This is a genomic window from Streptomyces sp. SID13726 (assembly GCF_010548375.1).
In the GTDB taxonomy this organism is placed as follows: Bacteria; Actinomycetota; Actinomycetes; order Streptomycetales; family Streptomycetaceae; genus Streptomyces.
On the sequence record NZ_JAAGLY010000009.1, the window covers coordinates 18,924 to 42,308 of the forward strand.

Below are 23,385 nucleotides of genomic sequence, written 5' to 3' on the forward strand. Positions count from 1 at the left end.
GGTCGTTGTAAAGCGTCGTTGAGCGGTGAAGCAAAACAGGCCTGCCGCTGTGAGGCAAAACGACAACTGCTGCTCAACGAACTGACGAGCTCTCGTTGTTCCGGGGCTTACGGGTGGGGGTGGTCCCGTGTTTCCGGTCGGGCTCGGCAGCGAGTGTCCGAGCAGGATACGACGCACGTAGATGATCTGTGTGCCGCTCCGGGCAACGCGGCTGGGCCGAACGGGTGAGCAACGGGTGAGGAACGGGTGTGCTCGTGCTGGTCCGTGTCGACTCGTGTGCGGAGCGTGGCCGGAAGCCATCTCGCCGCGGCGCTGATACCCTGGTAGCCCGTGGACCGGTGGGCACCTGACCCCCGAACCGCACCCCCAGAACGCGACCACGGGAGCCCCGTCTTGGCCATGCCGCCGAAATCTACGACGACCAAGCACATCTTCGTCACCGGGGGTGTCGCCTCCTCGCTCGGCAAGGGCCTGACGGCCTCCAGCCTCGGCATGCTGCTGAAGGCGCGGGGTCTGCGCGTCGTCATGCAGAAGCTCGACCCGTACCTGAACGTCGACCCGGGCACGATGAACCCCTTCCAGCACGGCGAGGTGTTCGTCACCAACGACGGCGCCGAGACCGACCTGGACATCGGCCACTACGAGCGTTTCCTCGACCGCGACCTCGACGGCTCCGCCAACGTCACCACCGGCCAGGTGTACAACACGGTGATCGCCAAGGAGCGGCGCGGCGAGTACCTCGGTGACACCGTGCAGGTCATCCCGCACATCACCAATGAGATCAAGCACCGCATCCGCCGCATGGCGACGGACGAGGTGGACGTCGTCATCACCGAGGTGGGCGGCACTGTCGGCGACATCGAGTCGCTGCCGTTCCTGGAGACGGTCCGCCAGGTCCGGCACGAGGTCGGCCGTGACAACGTCTTCGTCGTCCACATTTCCCTCCTGCCGTACATCGGACCGTCGGGTGAGCTGAAGACGAAGCCGACCCAGCACTCGGTTGCGGCCCTGAGGAACATCGGCATCCAGCCGGACGCGATCGTGCTGCGCTGCGACCGCGAGGTGCCGACCGCGATCAAGCGCAAGATCTCGCTGATGTGCGACGTCGACGAGGCCGCGGTGGTGGCCTGTCCCGACGCCCGCTCGATCTACGACATTCCGAAGACCGTGCACGGCGAGGGCCTGGACGCCTATGTCGTCCGCAAGCTGGACCTGCCCTTCCGGGACGTGGACTGGCGGACCTGGGACGACCTGCTCGACCGCGTCCACAACCCCGACCACGAGATCACCCTGGCCCTGGTCGGCAAGTACATCGACCTGCCCGACGCGTACCTCTCGGTCACCGAGGCGCTGCGCGCGGGCGGCTTCGCCAACAAGGCCCGCGTGAAGATCAAGTGGGTCACCTCCGACGACTGCAAGACCGCGGCCGGCGCGGCGGCGCAGCTCGGTGACGTGGACGGCATCTGCATCCCCGGCGGCTTCGGCGACCGCGGTGTGCTCGGCAAGGTCGGCGCGATCCAGTACGCCCGCGAGAACAAGATCCCGCTGCTCGGCCTGTGCCTGGGCCTCCAGTGCATCGTGATCGAGGCCGCGCGCCACCTGGCCGACATCCCGGACGCCAACTCCACCGAGTTCGACTCGGCGACCTCCCACCCGGTCATCTCCACCATGGCCGAGCAGCTCGACATCGTCGCCGGTGAGGGCGACATGGGCGGCACCATGCGGCTGGGCATGTACCCGGCCAAGCTCGCCGAGGGCTCCATCGTCCGTGAGGTGTACGACGGCAAGGAGTATGTCGAGGAGCGGCACCGTCACCGGTACGAGGTGAACAACGCCTACCGCGCCGAGCTGGAGAAGAAGGCGGGCATCCTGTTCTCCGGCACCTCGCCGGACGGAAAGCTCGTCGAGTACGTCGAATACCCGCGCGATGTCCACCCCTATCTGGTCGCCACGCAGGCCCACCCGGAGCTGCGCTCGCGTCCGACGCGTCCGCATCCGCTCTTCGCGGGCCTGGTGAAGGCCTCGGTCGAGCGGAAGACTTCGAAGTAACACAACAGTTGTACGGTGGCCGGGGCGCACGCATTCAAATGGCGGGCGCCCCGGCTTCTTTTGCGCACGTGGGGAAGGACAGGGCATGACGATCAAGGACACCCCGGAGGAGTGGGAGATCCGGGGGACTCGGACCCCCTTCGTGGGCAACAAGACCTCCGTCCGCACGGACGAGGTGGTCATGCCCGACGGCTCGGTGGTCCGCCGCGACTACCAGGTCCACCCGGGGTCCGTGGCCGTCCTCGCCCTCGACGACGAGGACCGGGTGCTGCTGATCCGGCAGTACCGGCATCCCGTACGGCAGAAGCTGTGGGAGATCCCTGCGGGGCTGCTGGACGTGCCCGGGGAGAACCCGCTGCACGCGGCCCAGCGGGAGCTGTACGAGGAGGCGCACGTCAAGGCGGAGGACTGGCGGGTGCTGACGGACATCTACACGACGCCGGGCGGCTGCGACGAGGCGATCCGGATCTTCCTGGCGCGGGGGCTGTCCGAGGCGCAGGAGGAGCGGTTCGCGGTCGAGGACGAGGAGATCGACCTCGAGTACGCGCGCGTGCCGGTGGGTGAGCTGGTGCGGGGGGTTCTCGCGGGGGAGCTTCACAACAACTGCCTGGTGGTGGGGGTGTTGTCGTTGGTCGCGGCGCGAGCCTCCGGCGGAGGGCTGGAGAAGTTGCGGCCGGCTGAGGCGGAGTGGCCTGCGCGGCCTTTCGAGGCTTGACGGTCTCGGGTCGCGCCGTTGTTCCAGCCGGTTCGTCGCGGGGTGCGGATCGGCATGGCCGGTCGCGCCCCGCGCGGCGGAGCCGCATGTCGACACAGCCCCGCGCCCCTGGCTGCACCACAGGACCGAAGTTCCTATGATCCGTTGATCCGATCGAGGGACTCCACCGTCGCGCTCCGCCAGGAACGTTGCACAGCGTGAACTAGGCTTTTGGTGCCCGAACCGGGGTCACCGGCGGGCTTTGCGCGTGCGGTGGACGGGAGTGTGGCCCGTGACGGATCAGGCGGTGTACTCGGGCGGCCTGCGGCTGTCGAGTGAGGGTCAGTTCCTGGGGCGGACGCGGGAGTTGAAGGAACTCCGGGCCGATATCGAGCGGGCCGGCCTGGACACGATCGCGGGCCGGAAGGCGCCACGCGCGCGCGTGCTGCTCATCGCGGGGCGCCCCGGGTCCGGCCGTACCGCGCTCGCCGAGGAACTCGTACGGCAGGTTGCGGAGCGTTACGACGGCGGGGTGCTGCGGGCCCGGCTCAGCGAGCCCGACGGCACGCCTGTGCCGGTCGAGCACACGGCCAGGGAACTGCTCGGCGCGCTCGACGTGCCGGCGCCCGCGGGGGCCGCCGAGGACGACCTGACCCATGCGCTGCGCGAGGCCCTCGCCGAGCGCCGGGCGCTGCTGCTGCTCGACGACGCGACGGCCGCGGAACAGGTGGACGCCCTGCTTCCGGACACCCCGGAGTGCCTGGTCGTGGCCGTTTCGGGAGGGCCGTTGACCGGGATCTCGGACGTCCGGCCGTGCACGCTCGGCGGTCTCGACACCAAGTCCGCCCTCGAACTGCTGTCCCGGCACACCGGCTCGGTCCGTATCACCGTCGACCCGCGCGCGGCCGAGGGACTCGTCGAGGAGTGCCAGGCGCACCCCGCCGCGCTGATGCTGGCCGGGGGCTGGCTCGCCGCCCGGCCGAAGGCCGCCGTCGCCGATCTGGCCAAGCATCTGCATGCGGAGGGTGACGAAGGGAGCCCGCTCAGCCGGGTCTTCAAGCTCGTCTACACCTCCCTGCCCACCCCCGCCGCCCGGATACTGCGACTGCTCTCCCTCGCCCCGGCCGGCCTCGTCGACCCGCACACCGCCTCCGCGCTCGCCGGCTGCTCGGTGGGCAGCGCCCGCTCCACCCTGGACGACTTCGTCGCCCTCGGGCTGCTGCACGCCGTGGCCTCGCCGCTGCCGCAGTACGAGGTGCCCGGCTGCCTCCAGCCCCTGCTCAAGGCCCTCGCCGACACCCAGGACCGCCCGGCCGAACTCCAGCTGGCCAGGGCCCGGATGCTGGAGCGGACCGTACGGCTGCTCCAGTCCTCCCGGGCCATCACCGAGACCGACAACCCCGACGCCCGCGAGAAGCTCCAGGGCATGCCGCGCTCCCTGCGCTTCCCGAGCCCCAGGGCCGCCGAGGACTGGCTGCGCGTCCGCAGGCCCGCCCTGCTCGCCGCCGCCCTCGCCGCGGTCGCCGACGGGCAGCTCGACACCCTGGCCAGGCGCCTGATGTCCCAGCTGGTGCGCACGATGGTGGCCCACTTCGGCACCCAGGCCGCGGCGCCCGACCTGTACGGCGTCCACGGCCTGGTCCTCGACGTGGCCGAGCGGCGCGGGCTGCCCCGCGAGAAGGCCGCCGCGCTGCTGAACCTGGCCGATCTGGACGCCCGGACCGGCCGCACCCAGGAGGCACTGGCCCGCTACCGGGCGGCCCTGGACGCCGGGCGGGAGGCGAACGACCCGTACGCGACCGTCCGCGCGATGGAATCCGTAGGCGGCGCGCATCTGGAGCTCGGGGACTACGACCGGGCCGCCGACTGGTTCGGCCGGGCCCTCGCCCAGCGCCTGGCCCGGGACGAGCGTGCGGAGGCCGCCCGGCTGTACGGTCGTATCGCCGCCGCGCACACCTACGCGGGCCGCTACGGCGAGGCGCTGCGCAACTGGCGGGCCGCCGTCGCGGGGCACCGCAAGAGCGGTGATGTCGCCGCGCACGCACGGGCGTTGAGCGAACTCGCCCGGGTCCAGGAGTACGCCGGACACCCCGAGGAATCGCTGCAGACCTGCCAGGAGGCCGTGGAGTGGGCGCGGCGCGCCGAGGACTCCCGGCTCCAGGCGGCGCTCCAGTTGCGGCTCGCGGACACCCTGGAACACCTGGGCGACCCCGCGGCCGCCCGGCTGCACCGCGGCGCCGCCGAGCGGCTGCTGGGCGAGGAGCTGTCCGGGGGCGATCCGGAGGAGGTCTCCAAGGAGACACCGGAAGCCGCTTCCGAGGAGACACCGGAAGCAGCTTCCGAGGAGGAGCCGGACGGGCTCTCGGAGGGCGAACAGGACGTGGTCTCGGAGGGCGAACCGGGTGTGGTTTCCGAAGGCGAGCCGGGCGCGCTTTCCGAGGGTGAACCGGGGGCGCAGCAGGCTGACGAGCCGAAACAAGACGCTGACGCCTGCGAAATCCGTAGTACATCCGCAGAAGATTGATGCAATGAAAGGCTAGACAGCGGGAACACCTTCATTAGACTGGCTCTGCCGCACCTTCTCCTGCGGTGTCTCCTGGTGTGCTCATGCATGCCTGGGTATGTGTTGTATTGCCCCACATCCACTGAGCCAAGGACCGTGATCCACGTGAAGGTCGGCATCCCCCGCGAGGTCAAGAACAACGAGTTCCGGGTGGCCATCACCCCGGCCGGTGTGCACGAGCTGGTGCGCCACGGCCACCAGGTCGTCATCGAGCGGGGCGCCGGGCTCGGCTCCTCGATCCCGGACGAGGAGTACGTCGCCGAGGGCGCGCAGATCCTCGGCACCGCCGACGAGGTGTGGGCCGCCGCCGACCTGCTGCTGAAGGTCAAGGAGCCCATCGCCGAGGAGTACCACCGCCTCCGCAAGGACCAGACGCTCTTCACGTACCTGCACCTGGCGGCCTCCAAGGAGTGCACCGACGCGCTCATCGAGTCCGGCACCACCGCGATCGCCTACGAGACCGTCGAGCTGCCCTCCCGCGCACTGCCGCTGCTCGCCCCGATGTCCGAGGTCGCGGGCCGGCTCGCCCCGCAGGTCGGCGCCTACCACCTGATGCGCTCGGTCGGCGGCCGCGGTGTCCTGCCCGGCGGTGTCCCCGGCACCCAGCCGGCGCGGGCCGTCGTCATCGGCGGCGGTGTCTCCGGCTGGAACGCCACGCAGATTGCCGTCGGCATGGGCTTCCACGTCACGCTGCTCGACCGCGACATCAACAAGCTCCGCGAGGCCGACAAGGTCTTCGGCACCAAGGTGCGGGCGATCATGTCCAACGCCTTCGAGCTGGAGAAGGCAGTCCTGGACGCCGACCTCGTCATCGGCGCGGTGCTGATCCCCGGCGCGAAGGCCCCGAAGCTGGTCACCAACGAGCTCGTCGCGCGGATGAAGCCCGGAAGTGTCCTTGTCGACATCGCGATCGACCAGGGCGGCTGCTTCGAGGACTCCCGTCCGACCACCCACGCCGAGCCGACCTTCCAGGTACACGACTCGGTCTTCTACTGCGTCGCCAACATGCCGGGCGCGGTGCCCAACACCTCGACCTACGCGCTCACCAACGCCACGCTGCCCTACATCGTCGAACTCGCCGACCGGGGCTGGGTGGAGGCGCTGCGCCGCGACCCCGCGCTCGCGAAGGGTCTCAACACCCATGACGGCAAAGTCGTTTACCGCGAGGTCGCCGAGGCGCACGGCCTGGAGCACGTGGAGCTGGAGACCCTGCTCGGCTGAGCCCCTGACCTCGCCGAACTGCTAAGTCACCTTTTCGTAAAGGCGATACGTCAACAAGGCGCGTCAACGACGCACATGCGGCCGGACCTTGCCCCACAAGGTCCGGCCGGATGTGTGTATGGTCACTTTGCGACTCTCGGTCAACTCACGTCGAACGTAACCCTTGAACCGATTCGTACACCGGCGAAACCTGCCGTGCGACTGCCGTACGCCCTTGACAGCGGGATGTTTCATTGCCGACACATCCTGCCGGGTCCGGCGGATTGTGTTGCTGTGAACACCCGACACGCCATAGAGTCGCCAACCGTCGGCATGGTGCCACGCTGACCTTGTCTAGAAGTTTCCTGGTCACCAAGGAGGTAAGACGACTTGTGAATGAGTCGACATTTTCTCCCGGGGGTGGTCAACCAGGAATGCCTGCCGAGGCCCAGGGCCACGCGGGGTTCGAGGCTGTCGGCTCCGTCGCGGTGCGCACCTTCGCAGCCCACCAGAGTCGTCCGCAGACCCTGCGGACAGCACACCAGAGCATGGATGGCCATCACGTGAACGCCATGGCCGGCGACGGAAGTGGCGCGCCCCACAACCACTTCGCCGACTACGACGAACTGCCCGAGGGGCACTTCTACGACCCCGACGCCGAGTACGAGCCGGATCCGGAGTACGCGGCCACGCTCGCGCCCGACGCGGCCCGCCAGCGCCGTGAGCGCGTGGGCCCGACCGGACGCCCGCTGCCGTACTTCCCGATCCCGGGCCCGCTGACCGACCACGGCCCCGCGAAGATCATCGCGATGTGCAACCAGAAGGGCGGCGTGGGCAAGACCACGTCGACCATCAACCTGGGTGCCGCGCTCGCGGAGTACGGCCGGCGCGTGCTGCTCGTGGACTTCGACCCGCAGGGCGCGCTGTCGGTGGGACTCGGTGTCAACCCGATGGAGCTCGACCTCACGGTCTACAACCTGCTCATGGAGCGGGGCATGGCGGCCGACGAGGTCCTGCTGAAGACCGCGGTCCCCAACATGGACCTGCTGCCGAGCAATATCGACTTGTCGGCGGCGGAGGTCCAGCTGGTCTCCGAGGTCGCCCGTGAGTCGACATTGCAGCGGGCTCTGAAGCCGCTCATGGCCGACTACGACTACATCGTGATCGACTGTCAGCCCTCGCTCGGCCTGCTCACGGTCAACGCTCTGACGGCCGCGCACAAGGTGATAGTGCCTCTGGAGTGCGAGTTCTTCGCCCTGCGTGGTGTCGCCCTGCTGACGGAGACCATCGAGAAGGTCCAGGAGAGGCTCAACCCGGAGCTGGAGCTCGACGGGATCCTGGCCACGATGTACGACTCGCGCACGGTCCACAGCCGCGAGGTGCTGGCCCGTGTGGTCGAGGCGTTCGACGACCACGTCTACCACACGGTCATCGGACGCACGGTCCGCTTCCCGGAGACCACGGTCGCCGGTGAGCCGATCACCACGTACGCCTCCAACTCCGTCGGTGCCGCCGCCTATCGCCAGCTCGCCAGGGAGGTGCTCGCCCGGTGTCACGCCGAGTGAGTCTGCCGGGGGCCGACGAACTGTTCCGTACGACAGGGGGGATGGCGCTCCAGGCGTCCACTCCCCGGCGGGGGGCCAACGGCGAGGCCCGGGTACCGGCTCCCGCGGGGGAGTCCGACGGGGCCGCGGCCGAGGACGCGCCGCACTCCGTGCCCGCGCAGGGCGGGGACGGCGACGGTGCCGAGCACGTGGCGGCCGACGCCGACGGCTCCGAGGAGGGCGAGTCCCGCAGCCGGGCCGCCGCGGCGGAGCGCTCCGGGCCACGTCAGGAGGCGCAGGAAGGTTCTGCCCAGGCCGCCGGCGCGCAGCCGCGCGGCAAGCGGGGGCGGTCGCCCTCGCGGCGGCCCAGCGGCCGGGAGCGACACGACGAGAAGATCACCGTCTACGTGTCCGCCGAGGAACTGATGGATCTGGAGCACGCGCGTCTCGTGCTCCGGGGTGAGCACGGGCTCGCGGTGGACCGGGGGCGGATCGTCCGCGAGGCGGTCGCCGTGGTGCTGGCGGATCTGGAGTCCCGCGGGGACGCGAGCATTCTCGTACGCCGGTTGCGTGGGCGGTAAGCGGTAGCCTGCGGGGGTTATGACCTCGAACGACGTTTCTTCCGGTGCCGGTTCCGGCGGGCGGCGACGTGCGCTGGGGCGGGGGCCGGGAGCTGTGCCGGTCGCGGAGGCCGAGCCCGAGGCCGAGGCCGAGGCCGGGCCTGAGGCCGGTGGGCGCGACGGCGGCGAGGTCGACAAAGAGCCCTCGGTCGTCGAACCCCGGGAAGAGGCCTCCGACGGTGTCTTCAAGGTGCGGCTCGCCAACTTCGAGGGCCCCTTCGACCTGCTGCTCCAGCTGATCTCCAAGCACAAGCTGGACGTCACCGAGGTCGCGCTCTCCAAGGTCACCGACGAGTTCATGGCGTACATCCGGGCCATGGGACCGGACTGGGACCTGGACGAGACGACCGAGTTCCTCGTCGTCGCCGCCACGCTGCTCGATCTCAAGGCCGCCCGGCTGCTGCCCGCCGCCGAGGTCGAGGACGAGGCCGATCTGGCTCTCCTCGAAGCGCGGGACCTGCTCTTCGCGCGGCTCCTCCAGTACCGCGCGTACAAGCAGATCGCCGACATCTTCAACCGGCGCCTCGACGAGGAGGCCCGGCGCTATCCCCGTACCGTCGGCCTGGAGCCGCATCACGCCGAGCTGCTGCCCGAGGTGGTCATCAGCATCGGGGCCGAGGGGTTCGCGAAGCTCGCCGTGAAGGCGATGCAGCCGAGGCCCAAGCCGCAGGTGTACGTCGACCACATCCACGCGCCGCTGGTGAGTGTCCAGGAGCAGGCCGGGATCGTGGTCGCGCGGCTCAGGGAACTCGGTGAGGCCAGCTTCCAGCTGCTGGTGGCGGACGCCGACGGCACCCTGACCGTCGTAGCCAGGTTTCTCGCGCTGCTGGAGCTGTACCGGGAGAAGGCCGTCGCGCTGGACCAGGAGACCGCCCTCGGGGAGCTGATCGTGCGGTGGACCGGCGGCGAGGGGGAGACCGAGCCGGTGGTGACCGACGAGTTCGACCGGCCGCCCGAGCCGCCCAAGGAGGAGAAGGCGTGAGTGAGGAGACCGACGAGGCCCCGGTGGGGCTGCTCGGCGTCGCCGACCTCGACCTGAAGCCGGCCCTGGAGGCCGTGCTCATGGTCGTGGACGAACCCGCGACCGAGGAGCACCTGTCGAAGATCCTGGAGCGGCCCAAGCGGCAGATCACCAAGGCGCTCAGGGAGCTGGCCGGCGAGTACGCGGCGCAGGGGCGCGGTTTCGAGCTGAGGCACGTCGCGAACGGGTGGCGGTTCTACAGCCGGGCCGCGTACGCACCGGCCGTGGAGCGGTTCGTCCTGGACGGGCAGCAGGCCCGGCTCACCCAGGCCGCGCTGGAGACGCTGGCCGTGGTCGCCTACCGCCAGCCGGTCAGCCGCAGCCGGGTCTCCGCGGTGCGCGGAGTGAACTGCGACGGTGTGATGCGCACCCTGCTCCAGCGGGGCCTGGTGGCGGAGGCGGGCACGGAACCCGAAACAGGTGCGATCCTGTACGTGACGACGAACTACTTCCTGGAGCGGATGGGCCTGCGCGGTCTGGACGAGCTCCCGGAGCTGGCGCCCTTCCTCCCGGAGGCGGAGGCGATCGAGGCCGAGACTCAGGAAGCCGTACCGTCGTTCGATCCGGACGCTCCGGATTCCGAGGAACCAGACGACGACTAGACGGAAATGTGATGCGAAGCAGCAGCGGCAGGAACAGCAGCGGAAACAACGGCGGGAGCCGTGGTGGCAACAGCGGCGGCCGCGGTGGGAACAGCGGTGGTCGCGGCGGGAGCACCGGAGGACGCGGGAACTTCCGCGGCGCCGGCAACGACCGCGACGACAAGCAGGGCGGCCGGCCGAAGAAGCCCCGCCCCGAGGAGCGCCGCTACGACGTGGGCCCCGGCGCCTCCCCGGAGGGCCCCAAGTCAGGGCGCGGCGCCTCGGCGCGCGGGGGAGCCAAGGGCGGCCCGAAGCAGTCCCCGGGCACCGGGCGGGGCCGTTGGGCGCCCGCGACCTCCCGTGAGTACGACGCCCGGGCCGAGGAGCGCAACCGGGAGCGGTACGCCGGCAAGAAGGACGTGAAGATCCCGAAGACCTTCCCGGGCGCCGAGCAGGAGGGCGAGCGGCTCCAGAAGATCCTCGCGCGCGCGGGCTACGGCTCGCGGCGGGCCTGCGAGGAGCTCATCGAGCAGGCGCGGGTCGAGGTCAACGGCGAGATCGTCCTGGAGCAGGGCAAGCGCGTCGACCCCGAACACGACGAGGTCAAGGTCGACGGCCTGACGGTGGCGACACAGTCGTACCAGTTCTTCTCGCTGAACAAGCCCGCCGGTGTCGTCTCCACCATGGAGGACAACGAGGGCCGGCAGTGCCTCGGCGACTACGTCACCAACCGGGAGACGCGGCTCTTCCACGTCGGTCGGCTCGACACCGAGACCGAGGGCGTCATCCTGCTCACCAATCATGGTGAGCTGGCGCACCGGCTGACGCACCCCAAGTACGGCGTGAAGAAGGTCTACCTCGCGCACATCGTGGGCCCGATCCCGCGCGACCTGGGCAAGCAGCTCAAGGACGGCATCCAGCTGGAGGACGGGTACGCGCGCGCGGACCACTTCCGGGTCGTCGAGCAGACCGGCAAGAACTACCTGGTCGAGGTGACCCTCCACGAGGGCCGCAAGCACATCGTCCGCCGCATGCTCGCCGAGGCCGGGTTCCCGGTCGACAAGCTGGTGCGGGTCGCCTTCGGCCCCATCACCCTGGGCGACCAGAAGTCGGGCTGGCTGCGCCGGCTGTCGAACACCGAGGTCGGCATGCTGATGAAGGAAGTCGATCTGTAGTCCTCCACGCACGCGTGCGGCCGGTTCCGGACATCTCCGGGGCCGGCCGATGCGTTTTCGCCCGCTCGCCGGTCTGTACACGTGACGGAAGGAGAGCGGGGATGACCGTGACGACGGCAGGACGTGCGGAGCGCGGGCGGCACGGCGGCTGCGAGGGCCGTGTGCGGCCCGGGGAGCCTCCGGCGCCGGGAGCGTCGGGAGGAGCGCCGGAGGCCGCCGAGGAGGCGCTCAGGGGCGCTGGGGCTGCTGCGGCGGCGGGAGCGTCGGGGGTGGCGGCATGAGCTCCGGGGAGCTGCTGGAGCGCTCGCTCGCCTACGCGCTGGGCAGCGTGGCGGGTGCGGAGGCCGTCAGTCTCCAACGGGGCACGCCGTGTGCCGCGTGGGACCTGGGGGAACTGCTCGGGCATCTCGACGACTCCCTGGACGCACTGTACGAGGGACTCACCGGCGGGCGGATCGGGCTGTTCCCGCACGCCGACCGGGTCTGCGGCTTCCGTACGCGCGCGTGTGCCGTGCTCGGCGCCTGGGCCGCCGGGCCCCCCGAGGACGTGCTGGTGGGCCAACGGCCGCTGGACGCGCGGGTGATGGCCGCCGTCGGTGCCGTCGAGATCACCGTGCACGGATGGGACGTGGCCCGGGCCTGCGGGCGGCGACGGCCCATCCCGGAGGGACTCGCGGCCGAACTGCTCTCCGTGGCCCGGTGCGTGGTGGGGGACGAGGACCGGGGCGTGCGGTTCGCCGACCCGGTCGAGGTGCCGTCCCGCGCGCGGCCCGAGGTGCGGTTGCTGGGTTTCCTGGGGCGCTGTCCGTAGGGGGCCGGTCGAAGTCTGAAGAGGGCTTGTCTAACATCACCACCCCTTTTATAGTCGTAGTGACTATTGGTCATGTCGACCATAAAGGGGGCGGGCGCGGGTGGACTACGACAAGTACGCCCACGAACCCTTCGCGGTCACCGTCGACCTCGCCGTCCTCACCCTCGCCGAGGGCGCCCTGCACGTGCTGCTCATAGAGCGGGGGCAGGAGCCGTACGCCGGACACCGCGCGCTGCCCGGCGGGTTCGTGCACCCGGACGAGTCGGCGGAGACCGCGGCCCGGCGCGAACTCGCCGAGGAGACCGGGCTGTCGGACGTCTCCGGGCTCCATCTCGAACAGCTGCGGACCTACAGCGAGCCCGGCCGCGACCCCCGGATGCGGGTCGTCTCCGTCGCCTTCGCCGCCCTGCTGCCCGACCCGCCCGAGCCGCACGGCGGGGGAGACGCGGCCGAGGCCCGCTGGATTCCGTACGACAGGACCGGACCGCTCGCCTTCGACCACGACCGGATCCTGGCCGACGCCCATGAACGCGTCGGTGCCAAGTTCGAGTACACCTGCCTCGCGACCGCCTTCTGCCCGCCCGAGTTCACCCTCGGCGAGCTCCAGCAGGTGTACGAGACCGTGTGGGGCACCGCCCTCGACCGGCCCAACTTCCGCCGCAAGGTGCTCGCCACGCCCGGCTTCGTCGAAGCCGTCCCCGGCGCCGCGCGCCTGACCGGCGGACGCGGCAAACCGGCCGCGCTGTACCGCGCGGGACCGGCCACCGCACTGCACCCCCCTCTCCTTCGACCGTCCCCGGAAGGACGCCCCGCATGACCACGATCCTCACCAAGCGCGCCGCCACCGGAGCGCTCGTCGGCCTCGCCCTCGGGGACGCGCTCGGCTTCCCGACCGAGTTCGACGACGTGCCGTCGATCCTCGCCAAGTGCGGGCCCTGGCGGGAGATGGAGCTGCGCACACCGGCCGTCGTCAGCGACGACACGCAGATGACGCTGGCGGTGGGGAGAGGGCTGCGGACGGCGATGGACCGGGGAGTGCTCGGGCCCGAGATGGCGGAGCCGGTGCGCCGGGAGTTCATCGCGTGGAACCGTTCCCCGGAGAACAACCGCGCCCCCGGCAACACCTGCCTCACGGCGTGCGATCTCCTGGAGCGGGAGGAACTGCCCTGGCAGGACGCCAGCCAGATCGGCTCCAAGGGCTGCGGCGCCAACATGCGGGTCGCGCCCGTCGGTCTCGTCCCCGGGCTGAGTGACGAACAGCGGGCGGGCGCCGCGCAGTTGCAGTCCGCGCTCACCCACGGGCACCCGACCGCGCTGGCCGCGTCCGACCTCACCGCGCGTGCCGTGCGGCTGCTCGCGCAGGGGGCCGAGCCGGGGGAACTGGTCGGGCTGCTGCGGTCGTACGCCGTGGTGAACCGGGGCCAGTACCACGAGCGTTGGCTCGGCGACCTGTGGACCCGCAGCCAGGACCCGACGGCCGGGCAGTTCATCGCGCGCGGCTGGGACGAGTGCATCGCGGTCCTCGACCGGCTCGACGCGGCCGTGCGCACCGCCTCGCCGGAAGAGGACCCGTGTCTGGCCACCGGTGCCGGCTGGATCGCCGAAGAGGCCCTGGCGACCGGGCTGTTGTGCTTCCTCCAGTTCCCGGACGAGCCGCTGACGGCCCTCAGGCGGGCCGCCTGCAGCTCCGGTGACTCCGACTCGATCGCCTGTCTGACGGGAGCCTTCGCGGGCGCCCGGCTGGGTGCGGACGCCTGGCCGGTGGAGTGGGCCGACCGGATCGAGTACGGCAGCGAGCTGGTGACGCTCGGGGCGCTCTGGGATGCCTAGGGCCTGCCTGATATGCCCTAGGCGAGCTGGATCGAGCCCCCGCTGACGGTGATCTGCTTCTCGGTGAGCGGCTTGGCGGCCGGTGGGTTGGCCACCGAGCCGTCCGTGATGTTGAACTTGCTGCCGTGGCAGGGGCAGTTGATGGTGCCGCCGGACACGCTGGTCACCTGACAGCCCTGGTGGGTGCAGATGTCCGAGAAGGCCTTGAACTCGCCCTCCTTCGGCTGGGTGACGACGACCTTCTCGTCCTTGAAGATCTTTCCGCCGCCGACCGGGATCTCGCTCGTCTTCGCCAGCTCGGTGCCGGCCGACGCCTCCACCGAGTCGGACCCGGAGTCGCTGTTCTCGTTGCCGTACTCGCCGCAGCCGACGGTCAGCGTGGCCGCGCCCGTCGCGAGAAGTACCGTGCGCCGCGTCGGGCTTTGCGTCATGTCGTCACTCCGAAGGTGCGGAAGAACCAGAGGGCCGAGGTCAGCCAGAGGACGGTGAGCGCCGTGAAGACGAGCCCGCCGACGATCGGCAGCAGCCAGCCGGGAAGTCGCTCCGAGCGGAGCAGCAGCATCTTGGCACTGAAGACACCGAAGAAGAAGCAACCGAAGAGCGAGTGCCACAGAACGCGTGATTCGTACGACTGGAAGCCCAGCGCATACAGACAGTGCACCGCGACCGGCACCGCGACGAGGAACGCGATGCGGCCGGACCAGCGGTGCAGGGTGGCCGACCAGCTGGGGCCCGGCAGCTTGCCGTAGACCATCAGGGCCGAGACGAGCTGCACCAGCGCGAAGAAGAACGCGACCGTGGCCAGCCAGGACTTCACCGCGCCCGTGCTGCTGAAGCCGGCCAGGTTGAAGGCCGTGCCCGTCGGGTCGTGGACCTTGCCGTAGGCGCCCAGGGCGACCGCCAGGGCGGCGGCGACCAGGGCGGGGATCAGATAGCGGGCCGGGCTCGGGCGGCGCTCGGGTTCGGGGGAGGGCCAGCTCTGGGTGGCGGCGTTCGGGTCGACGGTCATGATCGGCTCCCTCGGGCGGAGGTCAGGGGGTTACCGGGCGGGCCGTGAGCTGCTGTCCGTCGACCGTCACCGCACCGGTCGCCGGGTCGATCTCGGGTGCCGAGGAGGGCTTGCCGTCGCGGCGGAGGATGCCGACCTGGAGGCCGTCCGGCAGGACGATCCAGCCGCCCTCGATCTTCGCGCCGGCCACCTGGCTGTTCGCCCGGTACAGGCCGGACGGCTTCTTGGCCTTGTCGATGGTGAAGGCGTAGCTCCCGCTGCCGACATTGGCCTTGCCGCTGATCCGGCGGGTGTCCTTGACGATGGCGTCGAGGCTCGCGCCGCCCTTGCCGGTCAGCCGCATGCTGCCGTCGTCCTTCACGTCGCCCTTCAGCCACGACTCGATGTTGTGGCCGTCGCAGACGTACGCGATCGCCTTGTCGTCGCGGACGGTGATCGCCACCGCGGAGGAGTCGTCGTCGGTACGGCCCGTGTAGACGCCCTCGGGCACCGCGGTGCGGGACGGGGACGTGGACGGGGTCGGGCTCGGCGGCGCGGACGTCGGTGTCGGCGCGGCGCTCGGTGAGGACTTGGTGCTCGGCGACGGGCTCACCGACGCCGACGTGGGCTTCTCACCCGTCGTGGCGTTCAGCGAGAGCATGAACAAGCCGACCAACAGTCCCGCGAGCAGCGTGAGCAAGGGTCCGGAACGCTTCATGAAAGGGGCCTCCCCCGAGGCGAGTTTCCTGCCATGAGAGCGGACCCGTGGCTCCGAGTCCAGAGGCGCACGGGTGTGTTTTCACCCCAAGTAGCGGAACTGGGACATTCGGGTGACATTGGCATGGTCCGACTTCGGAAAGGCGGAACCATGGCGGGCAACGATCTCGGCACTCTGCTCGGGGGGCTTCTCGGGGGCGGTGGCTCCGGTGGCTCGGGGTCCGGCTCCGGCTCCGGCAACATCCTGGGCGCGCTGCTCGGCGCCCTCGGCGGGGCCCGGGGCAGTGGTGGCGGTGACTCGCTGGGCGGGCTGCTCGACCTGCTCGCCAAGTCCGGTCTCGCCGAGCAGAAGGACTCCTGGGTCGGCACCGGCGCCAACCGGTCCGTGACCGGCGCGCAGATCCAGCAGGCGCTGCCCGACGACACCCTCCAGCAGGTCGCCGAGCGGACCGGCGTCTCGCCGGACGAGGCCGCCTCCGAGCTGGCCCAGGTGCTGCCGGGTGCCGTCGACAAGCTGACCCCCGGCGGCCAGGTGCCCGCGTCCCTGGAGGAACTGGCCCGGCAGCAGTCCCTGTAGCCGGGCGGCCCTCCCCGTGGCCGGCCTGCGGCCCCGTGGCCGGGCGGGCGTCTCACGGGGCGGGCGGCGCGGTCCCTCTCCGTACCGGCTGACTAGGCTGGTCGTGCACAGAGCCGGGTTGTACATCAGCGAGGAGCGAAGCCGTGGCGGTACGAGCGGTCCGGGGCGCCGTCCAACTCGAACAGGACGAGGCCGGCCACATGGACGAGCAGGTCGGGGCGCTGCTCACCGCCATCATGGAGCGGAACGAACTGACCGCCGACGACCTGATCAGCATCTGGTTCACGGCCACGCCCGATCTGCACAGCGACTTCCCGGCGGCCGCCGCCCGAAAGCTCGGCATCGTCGACGTACCGCTGATCTGCGCCCAGGAACTCGACATCGCGGGCGCCATGCCCCGTGTGGTCCGGGTGCTCGCGCACATAGAGTCCGACCGGCCCCGCGCCGACATCGCGCACGTCTACCTCGGTGCCGCCGCCGCCCTGCGCAAGGACATCGCCCAGTGAGGACCGCGCTCGTCATCGGCACCGGGCTCATCGGCACCTCCGCCGCGCTCGCCCTGTCCCAGCGGGGTGTCACCGTGCACCTCGCCGACCACGACCCCGAGCAGGCCCGTACGGCCGCCGCGCTCGGCGCCGGCACGGACGAGGAGCCCGGCGGCCCCGTCGACCTGGCGATCGTCGCCGCGCCGCCCGCCCTTGTGGCCGCGGTGCTCGCCGACGCCATGCGGCGCGGGCTGGCCCGCGGGTACATCGACGTGGCCAGCGTGAAGGGCGGGCCGCGCCGGGAGCTGGAGGAGCTCGGGCTCGACCTGTCCTCCTACATCGGCACGCATCCCATGTCCGGGCGCGAGAAGTCCGGGCCGCTGGCCGGTACCGCGGATCTCTTCGAGGGCCGGCCCTGGGTGCTGACGCCCACCCGGGACACCGACACCGAGGTGCTGAACCTCGCGCTCGAACTGGTCTCGCACTGCCGCGCGGTGCCGGTGGTCATGGACGCCGACGCCCACGACCGGGCCGTGGCGCTCGTCTCGCACATGCCCCACCTGGTGTCCAGCATGGTCGCCGCGCGGCTGGAGAACGCCGAGGAGGCCGCCGTACGGCTGTGCGGGCAGGGCATCCGGGACGTGACCCGGATCGCCGCCTCCGATCCCCGGATGTGGATCGACATCCTCTCCGCGAACCCCGGGCCGGTCGCCGACCTGCTCGCGGACGTCTCCGCCGACCTCGACGAGACGGTCCGCGCGCTGCGCTCGCTGCAGTCCTCCGACGAGGAGAAGCGCCGGGAGGGCGTCGCCGGGGTCGAGGACGTGCTGCGGCGCGGCAATGCCGGGCAGGTCCGGGTCCCGGGCAAGCACGGGGCGGCCCCGCGGGCGTACGAGAGCGTCGTGGTGCTCATCAACGACCAGCCGGGCCAGCTCGCCCGCATCTTCGCGGACGCCGGGCAGGCGGGCGTCAACATCGAGGACGTACGCATCGAGCACGCGACCGGGCAGCAGGCGGGTCTCATGCAGCTGATGGTCGAGCCGCAGGCCGCGCCGGTGCTGTCGGCCGCGCTGCGGGAGCGGGGCTGGGACATCCGCCAGTAGGGGCCGTCGGCCGGGCCGGGAAGCGGGCGTCCGGACGAGTGATGTGCACCCAGTAACCTTGTGCGGGGCGCGGTCGCGCCCCCACACCACTCGCCAGACCGCACCCGAAAGGTGTCCCCCCGTGGAAAACGGCGTCGCCCAGCCCGTGATTGTCGCCATTGACGGCCCCTCCGGCACGGGCAAGTCGAGCACCTCCAAGGCTGTCGCCGCACAGCTGGGTCTGAGCTACCTGGACACCGGCGCCCAGTACCGGGCGATCACCTGGTGGATGGTGACCAACGGGATCGACATCGAGGACCCGACCGCGATCGCCGCGGTGGCCGGGAAGGCGGAGATCGTCTCCGGCACCGACCCGGAGAACCCGACGATCACGGTCGACGGCACGGATGTGGCCGGACCGATCCGGACCCAGGAGGTCACCTCCAAGGTCAGCGCCGTGAGCGCGGTGCCCGAGGTGCGGGCCCGGATCACCGAGTTGCAGCGCTCGCTGGCGGCCTCCGCGGAGCACGGCATCGTGGTCGAGGGACGGGACATCGGTACGACCGTGCTGCCCGACGCCGACCTCAAGGTCTTCCTCACCGCCTCGCCGGAGGCCCGCGCCGCCCGGCGCAGCGGTGAGCTCAAGGGCGCCGACGTGCAGGCCACCCGCGAGGCCCTGATCAAGCGGGACGCGGCCGACTCCAGCCGCAAGACCTCGCCGCTCGCCAAGGCGGACGACGCGGTCGAGGTGGACACCACCGAGCTGACCCTCACGCAGGTCATCGAGTGCGTCGTCACCCTCGTCGAGGAGAAGCGGGCCGGGAAGTGAGCGAGCTGCCTTCGGCGCGGGGTGCCGAGGTCGGGCGGCGCATCGGCGTCGGCCTGATGTACGGCCTGTGGAAGCCGCGGGTGCTGGGGTCCTGGAAGGTCCCGGCGACCGGGCCGGTGATCCTCGCGGTCAACCACAGCCACATCGTCGACGGCCCCATGGTCATGGGCGTGGCGCCCCGGCCGGCGCACTTCCTGATCAAGAAGGAGGCGTTCGTCGGGCCGCTGGACCCGTTCCTGACGGCCATCGGACAGGTCAAGGTCGACCGCTCGGTGGCCGACCGCGGGGCGATCACCCGGGCGCTCGACACCCTCTCCGCCGGCGGCGTCCTCGGGATCTTCCCCGAGGGCACCCGCGGTGAGGGCGACTTCGCCTCGCTGCGCGCGGGGCTCGCCTACTTCGCGGTCCGCGGCAACGCCCCGATCGTCCCGGTCGCCGTGCTGGGAAGCTCCGACAGGCCCGGACGGTTGATAAAGGCGCTGCCCCCGCTGCGCAGCCGCGTCGACGTCGTCTTCGGAGACCCCTTCGAGGCGGGCGACGGCAGCGGCCGGCGCACCCGCAAGGCGCTCGACGAGGCGACCGAGCGCATCCAGAAGCAGCTGAGCAGTCACCTGGAAAACGCCAGGCGCCTCACCGGGCGCTAGGCGACACTGAGTAGTGGATCAATCCGGCGAAAGGGCCGGGGGGTCCACCGATCACCACGATGAACGAGGTACGGACTTCATGAACGACCACATCCACTCCGAGGGCTCGGGCGAGGAGCACGACCACGGGGCGCTTGGCGATGCCGAGTACGCGGAGTTCATGGAGCTCGCCGCGGAAGAGGGCTTCGACGTCGAGGACGTCGAGGGGGCCATCGAGGCGGCCGGGCACGGTCCGCTGCCGGTGCTGGCCGTCGTCGGGCGCCCGAACGTCGGCAAGTCGACCCTGGTGAACCGCATCATCGGGCGCCGCGAGGCCGTCGTGGAGGACAAGCCCGGGGTCACCCGCGACCGCGTCACCTATGAGGCCGAGTGGTCGGGGCGCCGCTTCAAGGTCGTCGACACCGGCGGCTGGGAGCAGGACGTCCTCGGCATCGACGCCTCCGTGGCCGCGCAGGCCGAGTACGCGATCGAGGCCTCCGACGCCGTGGTGTTCGTCGTCGACGCCAAGGTCGGCGCCACCGACACCGACGAGGCGGTCGTACGACTGCTGCGCAAGGCCGGCAAGCCCGTGGTGCTGGCCGCCAACAAGGTGGACGGCCTGAGCGGCGAGTCCGACGCGGCGTACCTGTGGTCTCTGGGCCTGGGGGAGCCGCACCCGGTCTCCGCGCTGCACGGCCGGGGCACCGGCGACATGCTGGACGCCGTCCTGGAGGCGCTGCCGGAGGCGCCCGAGCAGACCTTCGGCGGGGCCGGGATCGGCGGTCCGCGCCGGATCGCGCTGATCGGCCGCCCGAACGTCGGCAAGTCCTCGCTGCTGAACAAGGTGGCCGGCGAGGAGCGGGTCGTCGTCAACGAGATGGCGGGCACCACCCGTGACCCGGTCGACGAGCTGATCGAACTCGGCGGTGTCACCTGGAAGTTCGTCGACACCGCGGGTATCCGCAAGCGGGTCCACCTCCAGCAGGGCGCCGACTACTACGCCTCGCTGCGCACCGCCGCCGCCGTCGAGAAGGCCGAGGTCGCGGTCATCCTGATCGACGGCTCCGAGTCCATCTCGGTGCAGGACCAGCGGATCGTCACCATGGCCGTCGACGCCGGCCGTGCGATCGTCGTCGCCTACAACAAGTGGGACACCCTCGACGAGGAGCGCCGCTACTACCTGGAGCGGGAGATCGAGACCGAGCTCGGCCAGGTCGCCTGGGCGCCGCGCGTGAACGTCTCGGCGAAGACCGGACGGCACATGGAGAAGCTCGTCCCGGCGATCGAGACGGCGCTGGCGGGCTGGGAGACGCGTGTCCCCACCGGCCGTCTGAACGCCTTCCTCGGTGAGCTGGTCGCCGCCCACCCGCACCCGATCCGGGGCGGCAAGCAGCCGCGCATCCTCTTCGGCACCCAGGCCGGCACCAAGCCGCCGCGGTTCGTGCTCTTCGCCTCCGGCTTCATCGAGGCGGGCTACCGGCGCTTCATCGAGCGCCGGCTGCGCGAGGAGTTCGGCTTCGAGGGCACCCCGATCCACATCTCGGTGCGGGTGCGCGAGAAGCGCGGCGCGAAGAAGAAGTGACGCACGCATGAGTGAGGGGGCGGTCCCGGCCGGGACCGCCCCCTCACTCATGTCTCAGATCCCTCTGCGGGGCCCGGGCGGCAGCGCCGCCGGGACGTGGTGCATCCCGGTGTGCTGCTGCCCGATGTGACCCACCCGCTGCCACTGCGACTGCTGGCGGGCGCTGAACGCCCCCGCGCTGTAGGCGCTGTACGAGCTGCTGAACGAGCCCGAGGCGTGCGGGATGTTCCCGAACGCGGTGAAGCCCAGCTCCTCCTCGCCGCTGCGGTCACCCGGCAGCGAACGGAAGGTCTTGACGTACTCGGAGTAGAGCGCGTCGTAGATCGGCGTGGCCGATGATGCGCCGGAAAACCGGCGCGGAGCGTCGTATGGGTGCACGTATGTCCAAACGACGGCGGGACTTCGGGGATGCGGGTGCGGTCTCCGGGGCACCCTCAGGTACCGGCGAGCGGCATGGCCGCGGCGACCAGCTTGCCGTTCGCCGCCGCCTTGTCGAGCGCGTCCCGCAGCAGGTCCTCGCGGGGCTGGCGGCCGATCGAGCCCACCGGTGCCGCGAACATCAGCACCTGCTGGTGCTTGTTGGCGGCGGCCCGCCAGCTCTCGGTGACCTGGAGCGGCTGGTGCGCCTGCCACCAGGCCACCGGCTGGCCGCCGTTCGCCGACGGCTGGAGCACCGCGTGCAGCTGGCCCACCGCGAGCAGCACCGACCAGCCGTGCAGCACGGACGGGACCGACTCGATGGCCGTCAGCGGCATGAACCCCTGCTCGATCAGCAGCGGGAGGAAGTCGTCGCCGAGTCCGGTCGCCCCGGGCCGCACGATCGGCCCGGTCGGCTCCACGACCAGCGCCGGGTGCAACTCCCCGGCGATCAGCACGAGTCCGCTGGTCACGCCGAGCACCGCCTGCTCGGGTACGACCTTGTCGGTGTCCAGGTCGACGGAGTCGCCGGTGATGGACTTGACCGCCCCCTGGAGCTGCTCCTCGGTGACCTGGACGACCTGGGAGGGCAGGCAGGTGGCGTGGGCGAAGGCCAGCACGGCGGTCTCGTCGCCGATGAACAGGACGGTGCTGGTGCGCTCCTGTTCGGAGTCGCCCTGGGTGCGGCAGGACGTGCAGTCGTAGCTGCCGGGGGCGTTCTCGCCGGCGAGCAGCCGGTCGGCTTCTTCGTCGCCGATCTCGGCACGTACCTCGTCGCTGACGTCGAGCATGCGCGGCACGGGTGACTCCCTCGGGATGTGGTGCTTGGCGGGGGCCGGGTGGCTCCCGGTCCGTGATCCGGGCGGGCCCCGGGCTCATGAAGAAGACAACGGGCGATCTGTGGCGGGAGTCACGCCTTACGGCGAACGGAATCGAACCATCGACAGCGCAGGGTCACAGCTCGTGCGGAATCCGGCACTCACTGTCAATTCCTAGGAAACCCAAGGAAGTTGGTTGCGTGAAGTGGGTCACAGGACCTCAAGGTGCCTGGTTGACAAATCAGGAAATCAGGGAATGAAGTGGGTGTCCGGAATTCGCCGATACCCGCGGTAACTGGCAACTGGCCTGGAGCGACCGGGAGTTGGTTGATACCGGACGGTCGGCCTCTCTACATTCCTCCGCCGTGTGCAACGAGCACCGCTCGGGAACGTCCGCCGGCCGCACGACGAAGCCAGCTCATCGCACCACCGCCGGCGGACGGGGTGGAGCGCGACCGCCCGGCCCCTGTGCCGGGAGCGCGCCCCGCCTTGGGGGACCCCGAGTGTTTCGAGAGGGAATTACATGTCCGAATGTGCCGATACCAAGCGCGACAGCGTTCGTAGGACCCGGACCACCGCGGCCCTCGCCGGGGCCGCCGTGCTCGCCCCGCTCGGACTGCTGGCCGCGGCCGGCAACTCCGCGGCGGCCGACGGCGGAGTGTGGGACCGCATCGCCCAGTGCGAGAGCGGCGGGAACTGGCACATCAACACAGGCAACAGCTACTACGGCGGACTCCAGTTCTCCGCCGGAACCTGGCGCGCGTACGGCGGCACGGCCTACGCGGCCACCGCCGACCAGGCCAGCAAGGCCCAGCAGATCGCCGTGGCCACCAAGGTCCAGAAGGCCCAGGGGTGGGGCGCCTGGCCGACCTGCTCGGCGCGCGCCGGGGCGTACGGCAGCGCGCCCGGCGGCTCCTCGGGCTCGGCCGCCGCGGCCCCCGGGACGAAGGCCGCCCCGTCCAAGCCGTCGAAGGCGCCGGCTCGTTCGGAGACCCACACCAACCGCAGCGCGTCCCGCGGCGACTACACCGTCCGCTCGGGCGACACGCTGAGCACGATCGCCGCCGGGCACGGGACGACCTGGCAGAAGGTGTACGCCGCCAACAAGGCCGTCATCGGCGCCGATCCCGATCTGATCGTGCCCGGGCAGAGCCTCGAACTCTGAGAGCTCCCCCCTGC

Annotated in this window: 24 protein-coding genes; 19 read left to right on the top strand and 5 right to left on the bottom strand. The window is 71.0% G+C overall.

The features are described 5' to 3' along the window. The first annotated feature begins 399 nt into the window (after positions 1-399). The 12 genes from G3I78_RS24035 to G3I78_RS24090 all read left to right on the top strand — a co-directional run bounded on the left by G3I78_RS24035 (position 400) and on the right by G3I78_RS24090 (position 14,088). Positions 400-2,049, top strand: coding sequence for a CTP synthase (locus G3I78_RS24035; RefSeq protein WP_164427964.1), 1,650 nt, complete (start codon positions 400-402; stop codon positions 2,047-2,049). An 85-nt stretch (positions 2,050-2,134) separates the two neighbouring features. Beyond that, entirely contained in the window at positions 2,135-2,764 is a 630-nt protein-coding gene (locus tag G3I78_RS24040) for an NUDIX hydrolase (protein WP_164427966.1), read from the top strand. A 271-nt stretch (positions 2,765-3,035) separates the two neighbouring features. Further along, positions 3,036-5,267 (top strand): tetratricopeptide repeat protein, encoded by a 2,232-nt coding sequence (locus G3I78_RS24045; RefSeq protein ID WP_164427968.1) that lies wholly within the window; start codon positions 3,036-3,038, stop codon positions 5,265-5,267. A 144-nt stretch (positions 5,268-5,411) separates the two neighbouring features. Next, complete coding sequence (gene ald / locus G3I78_RS24050) at positions 5,412-6,527, top strand: alanine dehydrogenase (protein ID WP_343243834.1); 1,116 nt, start codon at positions 5,412-5,414, stop codon at positions 6,525-6,527. Between the two features lie 413 nt (positions 6,528-6,940). Next, a complete protein-coding gene (locus G3I78_RS24055) occupies positions 6,941-8,071 on the top strand; it encodes a ParA family protein (protein ID WP_123988243.1) in 1,131 nt (376 codons plus the stop codon). Beyond that, a complete protein-coding gene (locus G3I78_RS24060) occupies positions 8,056-8,631 on the top strand; it encodes a hypothetical protein (protein WP_164427972.1) in 576 nt (191 codons plus the stop codon). The genes G3I78_RS24055 and G3I78_RS24060 overlap by 16 nt, the downstream gene beginning before the upstream one ends. Before the next feature lie 19 nt (positions 8,632-8,650). Next, entirely contained in the window at positions 8,651-9,652 is a 1,002-nt protein-coding gene (locus G3I78_RS24065) for a segregation/condensation protein A (protein ID WP_164427974.1), read from the top strand. After that, on the top strand, positions 9,649-10,293 hold the full coding sequence (gene scpB / locus G3I78_RS24070; RefSeq protein WP_164427976.1) for an SMC-Scp complex subunit ScpB: 645 nt from the start codon (positions 9,649-9,651) through the stop codon (positions 10,291-10,293). The genes G3I78_RS24065 and scpB overlap by 4 nt, the downstream gene beginning before the upstream one ends. An 11-nt stretch (positions 10,294-10,304) precedes the next feature. Then, positions 10,305-11,447 carry a pseudouridine synthase gene (locus G3I78_RS24075; protein ID WP_164427978.1) on the top strand — a complete coding sequence of 381 codons (1,143 nt, stop codon included), beginning with the start codon at positions 10,305-10,307 and terminating at the stop codon, positions 11,445-11,447. Between the two features lie 277 nt (positions 11,448-11,724). Continuing rightward, a complete protein-coding gene (locus tag G3I78_RS24080; RefSeq protein ID WP_164427980.1) occupies positions 11,725-12,258 on the top strand; it encodes a TIGR03086 family metal-binding protein in 534 nt (177 codons plus the stop codon). 100 nt (positions 12,259-12,358) lie between these two features. Further along, a complete protein-coding gene (locus G3I78_RS24085) occupies positions 12,359-13,075 on the top strand; it encodes an NUDIX hydrolase (RefSeq protein WP_164427982.1) in 717 nt (238 codons plus the stop codon). Then, complete coding sequence (locus tag G3I78_RS24090) at positions 13,072-14,088, top strand: ADP-ribosylglycohydrolase family protein (protein WP_164427984.1); 1,017 nt, start codon at positions 13,072-13,074, stop codon at positions 14,086-14,088. The genes G3I78_RS24085 and G3I78_RS24090 overlap by 4 nt, the downstream gene beginning before the upstream one ends. 17 nt (positions 14,089-14,105) lie before the next feature. Here the strand turns inward: G3I78_RS24090 and G3I78_RS24095 are convergent, their stop codons facing one another. Genes G3I78_RS24095 through G3I78_RS24105 form a run of 3 tightly spaced genes read right to left on the bottom strand, consistent with a single transcriptional unit; the run spans position 14,106 to position 15,794 of the window. Then, entirely contained in the window at positions 14,106-14,519 is a 414-nt protein-coding gene (locus G3I78_RS24095) for a Rieske (2Fe-2S) protein (RefSeq protein WP_164427986.1), read from the bottom strand. Then, complete coding sequence (locus tag G3I78_RS24100; RefSeq protein WP_164427988.1) at positions 14,516-15,097, bottom strand: DUF6529 family protein; 582 nt, start codon at positions 15,095-15,097, stop codon at positions 14,516-14,518. The genes G3I78_RS24095 and G3I78_RS24100 overlap by 4 nt, the downstream gene beginning before the upstream one ends. Positions 15,098-15,119: 22 nt before the next feature. Further along, positions 15,120-15,794 carry a hypothetical protein gene (locus G3I78_RS24105; RefSeq protein ID WP_164427990.1) on the bottom strand — a complete coding sequence of 225 codons (675 nt, stop codon included), beginning with the start codon at positions 15,792-15,794 and terminating at the stop codon, positions 15,120-15,122. Between the two features lie 150 nt (positions 15,795-15,944). Between G3I78_RS24105 and G3I78_RS24110 the strand changes: the two genes are divergently transcribed. From G3I78_RS24110 to der, 6 genes are all read left to right on the top strand, one after another. Next, the gene (locus G3I78_RS24110; RefSeq protein WP_164427992.1) at positions 15,945-16,370 is read left to right on the top strand and encodes a YidB family protein; all 426 of its coding nucleotides are present in this window, start codon (positions 15,945-15,947) and stop codon (positions 16,368-16,370) included. A 143-nt stretch (positions 16,371-16,513) separates the two neighbouring features. Beyond that, positions 16,514-16,876, top strand: coding sequence for a chorismate mutase (gene aroH, locus G3I78_RS24115; protein ID WP_164427994.1), 363 nt, complete (start codon positions 16,514-16,516; stop codon positions 16,874-16,876). Further along, a complete protein-coding gene (locus G3I78_RS24120; RefSeq protein ID WP_164427996.1) occupies positions 16,873-17,958 on the top strand; it encodes a prephenate dehydrogenase in 1,086 nt (361 codons plus the stop codon). Before aroH ends, G3I78_RS24120 begins: the two co-directional genes overlap by 4 nt. Before the next feature lie 121 nt (positions 17,959-18,079). After that, a complete protein-coding gene (cmk, locus tag G3I78_RS24125) occupies positions 18,080-18,766 on the top strand; it encodes a (d)CMP kinase (protein WP_164427998.1) in 687 nt (228 codons plus the stop codon). Further along, entirely contained in the window at positions 18,763-19,410 is a 648-nt protein-coding gene (locus tag G3I78_RS24130) for a lysophospholipid acyltransferase family protein (RefSeq protein ID WP_164428000.1), read from the top strand. Before cmk ends, G3I78_RS24130 begins: the two co-directional genes overlap by 4 nt. Before the next feature lie 79 nt (positions 19,411-19,489). Then, the gene (gene der / locus G3I78_RS24135; protein WP_164428002.1) at positions 19,490-20,971 is read left to right on the top strand and encodes a ribosome biogenesis GTPase Der; all 1,482 of its coding nucleotides are present in this window, start codon (positions 19,490-19,492) and stop codon (positions 20,969-20,971) included. 54 nt (positions 20,972-21,025) lie between these two features. On the opposite strand, the gene G3I78_RS24140 is transcribed toward der, so the two are convergent. Together G3I78_RS24140 and G3I78_RS24145 are read right to left on the bottom strand one after the other, a co-directional pair. Beyond that, positions 21,026-21,349, bottom strand: a complete 324-nt coding sequence (locus tag G3I78_RS24140) for a hypothetical protein (protein WP_343243835.1) — start codon at positions 21,347-21,349, stop codon at positions 21,026-21,028. Positions 21,350-21,405: 56 nt separating this feature from the next. Next, positions 21,406-22,188 carry a hypothetical protein gene (locus tag G3I78_RS24145; RefSeq protein WP_164428004.1) on the bottom strand — a complete coding sequence of 261 codons (783 nt, stop codon included), beginning with the start codon at positions 22,186-22,188 and terminating at the stop codon, positions 21,406-21,408. Between the two features lie 541 nt (positions 22,189-22,729). On the opposite strand from G3I78_RS24145, the gene G3I78_RS24150 reads away from it, so the two are divergent. Further along, complete coding sequence (locus tag G3I78_RS24150) at positions 22,730-23,371, top strand: transglycosylase family protein (protein WP_164428006.1); 642 nt, start codon at positions 22,730-22,732, stop codon at positions 23,369-23,371. Positions 23,372-23,385 lie beyond the last annotated feature (14 nt).

Excerpts from the sequence above, each read along its gene's own strand:
- G3I78_RS24035 (WP_164427964.1), top strand. The coding sequence starts at position 400 with ATGCCGCCGAAATCTACGACGACCAAGCACATCTTCGTCACCGGGGGT.
- G3I78_RS24040 (WP_164427966.1), top strand. The coding sequence starts at position 2,135 with ATGACGATCAAGGACACCCCGGAGGAGTGGGAGATCCGGGGGACTCGG.
- G3I78_RS24055 (WP_123988243.1), top strand. The coding sequence starts at position 6,941 with ATGCCTGCCGAGGCCCAGGGCCACGCGGGGTTCGAGGCTGTCGGCTCC.
- G3I78_RS24065 (WP_164427974.1), top strand. The coding sequence starts at position 8,651 with ATGACCTCGAACGACGTTTCTTCCGGTGCCGGTTCCGGCGGGCGGCGA.
- G3I78_RS24075 (WP_164427978.1), top strand. The coding sequence starts at position 10,305 with ATGCGAAGCAGCAGCGGCAGGAACAGCAGCGGAAACAACGGCGGGAGC.
- G3I78_RS24080 (WP_164427980.1), top strand. The coding sequence starts at position 11,725 with ATGAGCTCCGGGGAGCTGCTGGAGCGCTCGCTCGCCTACGCGCTGGGC.
- G3I78_RS24090 (WP_164427984.1), top strand. The coding sequence starts at position 13,072 with ATGACCACGATCCTCACCAAGCGCGCCGCCACCGGAGCGCTCGTCGGC.
- G3I78_RS24095 (WP_164427986.1), bottom strand. The coding sequence starts at position 14,519 with ATGACGCAAAGCCCGACGCGGCGCACGGTACTTCTCGCGACGGGCGCG.
- G3I78_RS24100 (WP_164427988.1), bottom strand. The coding sequence starts at position 15,097 with ATGACCGTCGACCCGAACGCCGCCACCCAGAGCTGGCCCTCCCCCGAA.
- G3I78_RS24105 (WP_164427990.1), bottom strand. The coding sequence starts at position 15,794 with ATGAAGCGTTCCGGACCCTTGCTCACGCTGCTCGCGGGACTGTTGGTC.
- G3I78_RS24110 (WP_164427992.1), top strand. The coding sequence starts at position 15,945 with ATGGCGGGCAACGATCTCGGCACTCTGCTCGGGGGGCTTCTCGGGGGC.
- der (WP_164428002.1), top strand. The coding sequence starts at position 19,490 with ATGAACGACCACATCCACTCCGAGGGCTCGGGCGAGGAGCACGACCAC.
- G3I78_RS24150 (WP_164428006.1), top strand. The coding sequence starts at position 22,730 with ATGTCCGAATGTGCCGATACCAAGCGCGACAGCGTTCGTAGGACCCGG.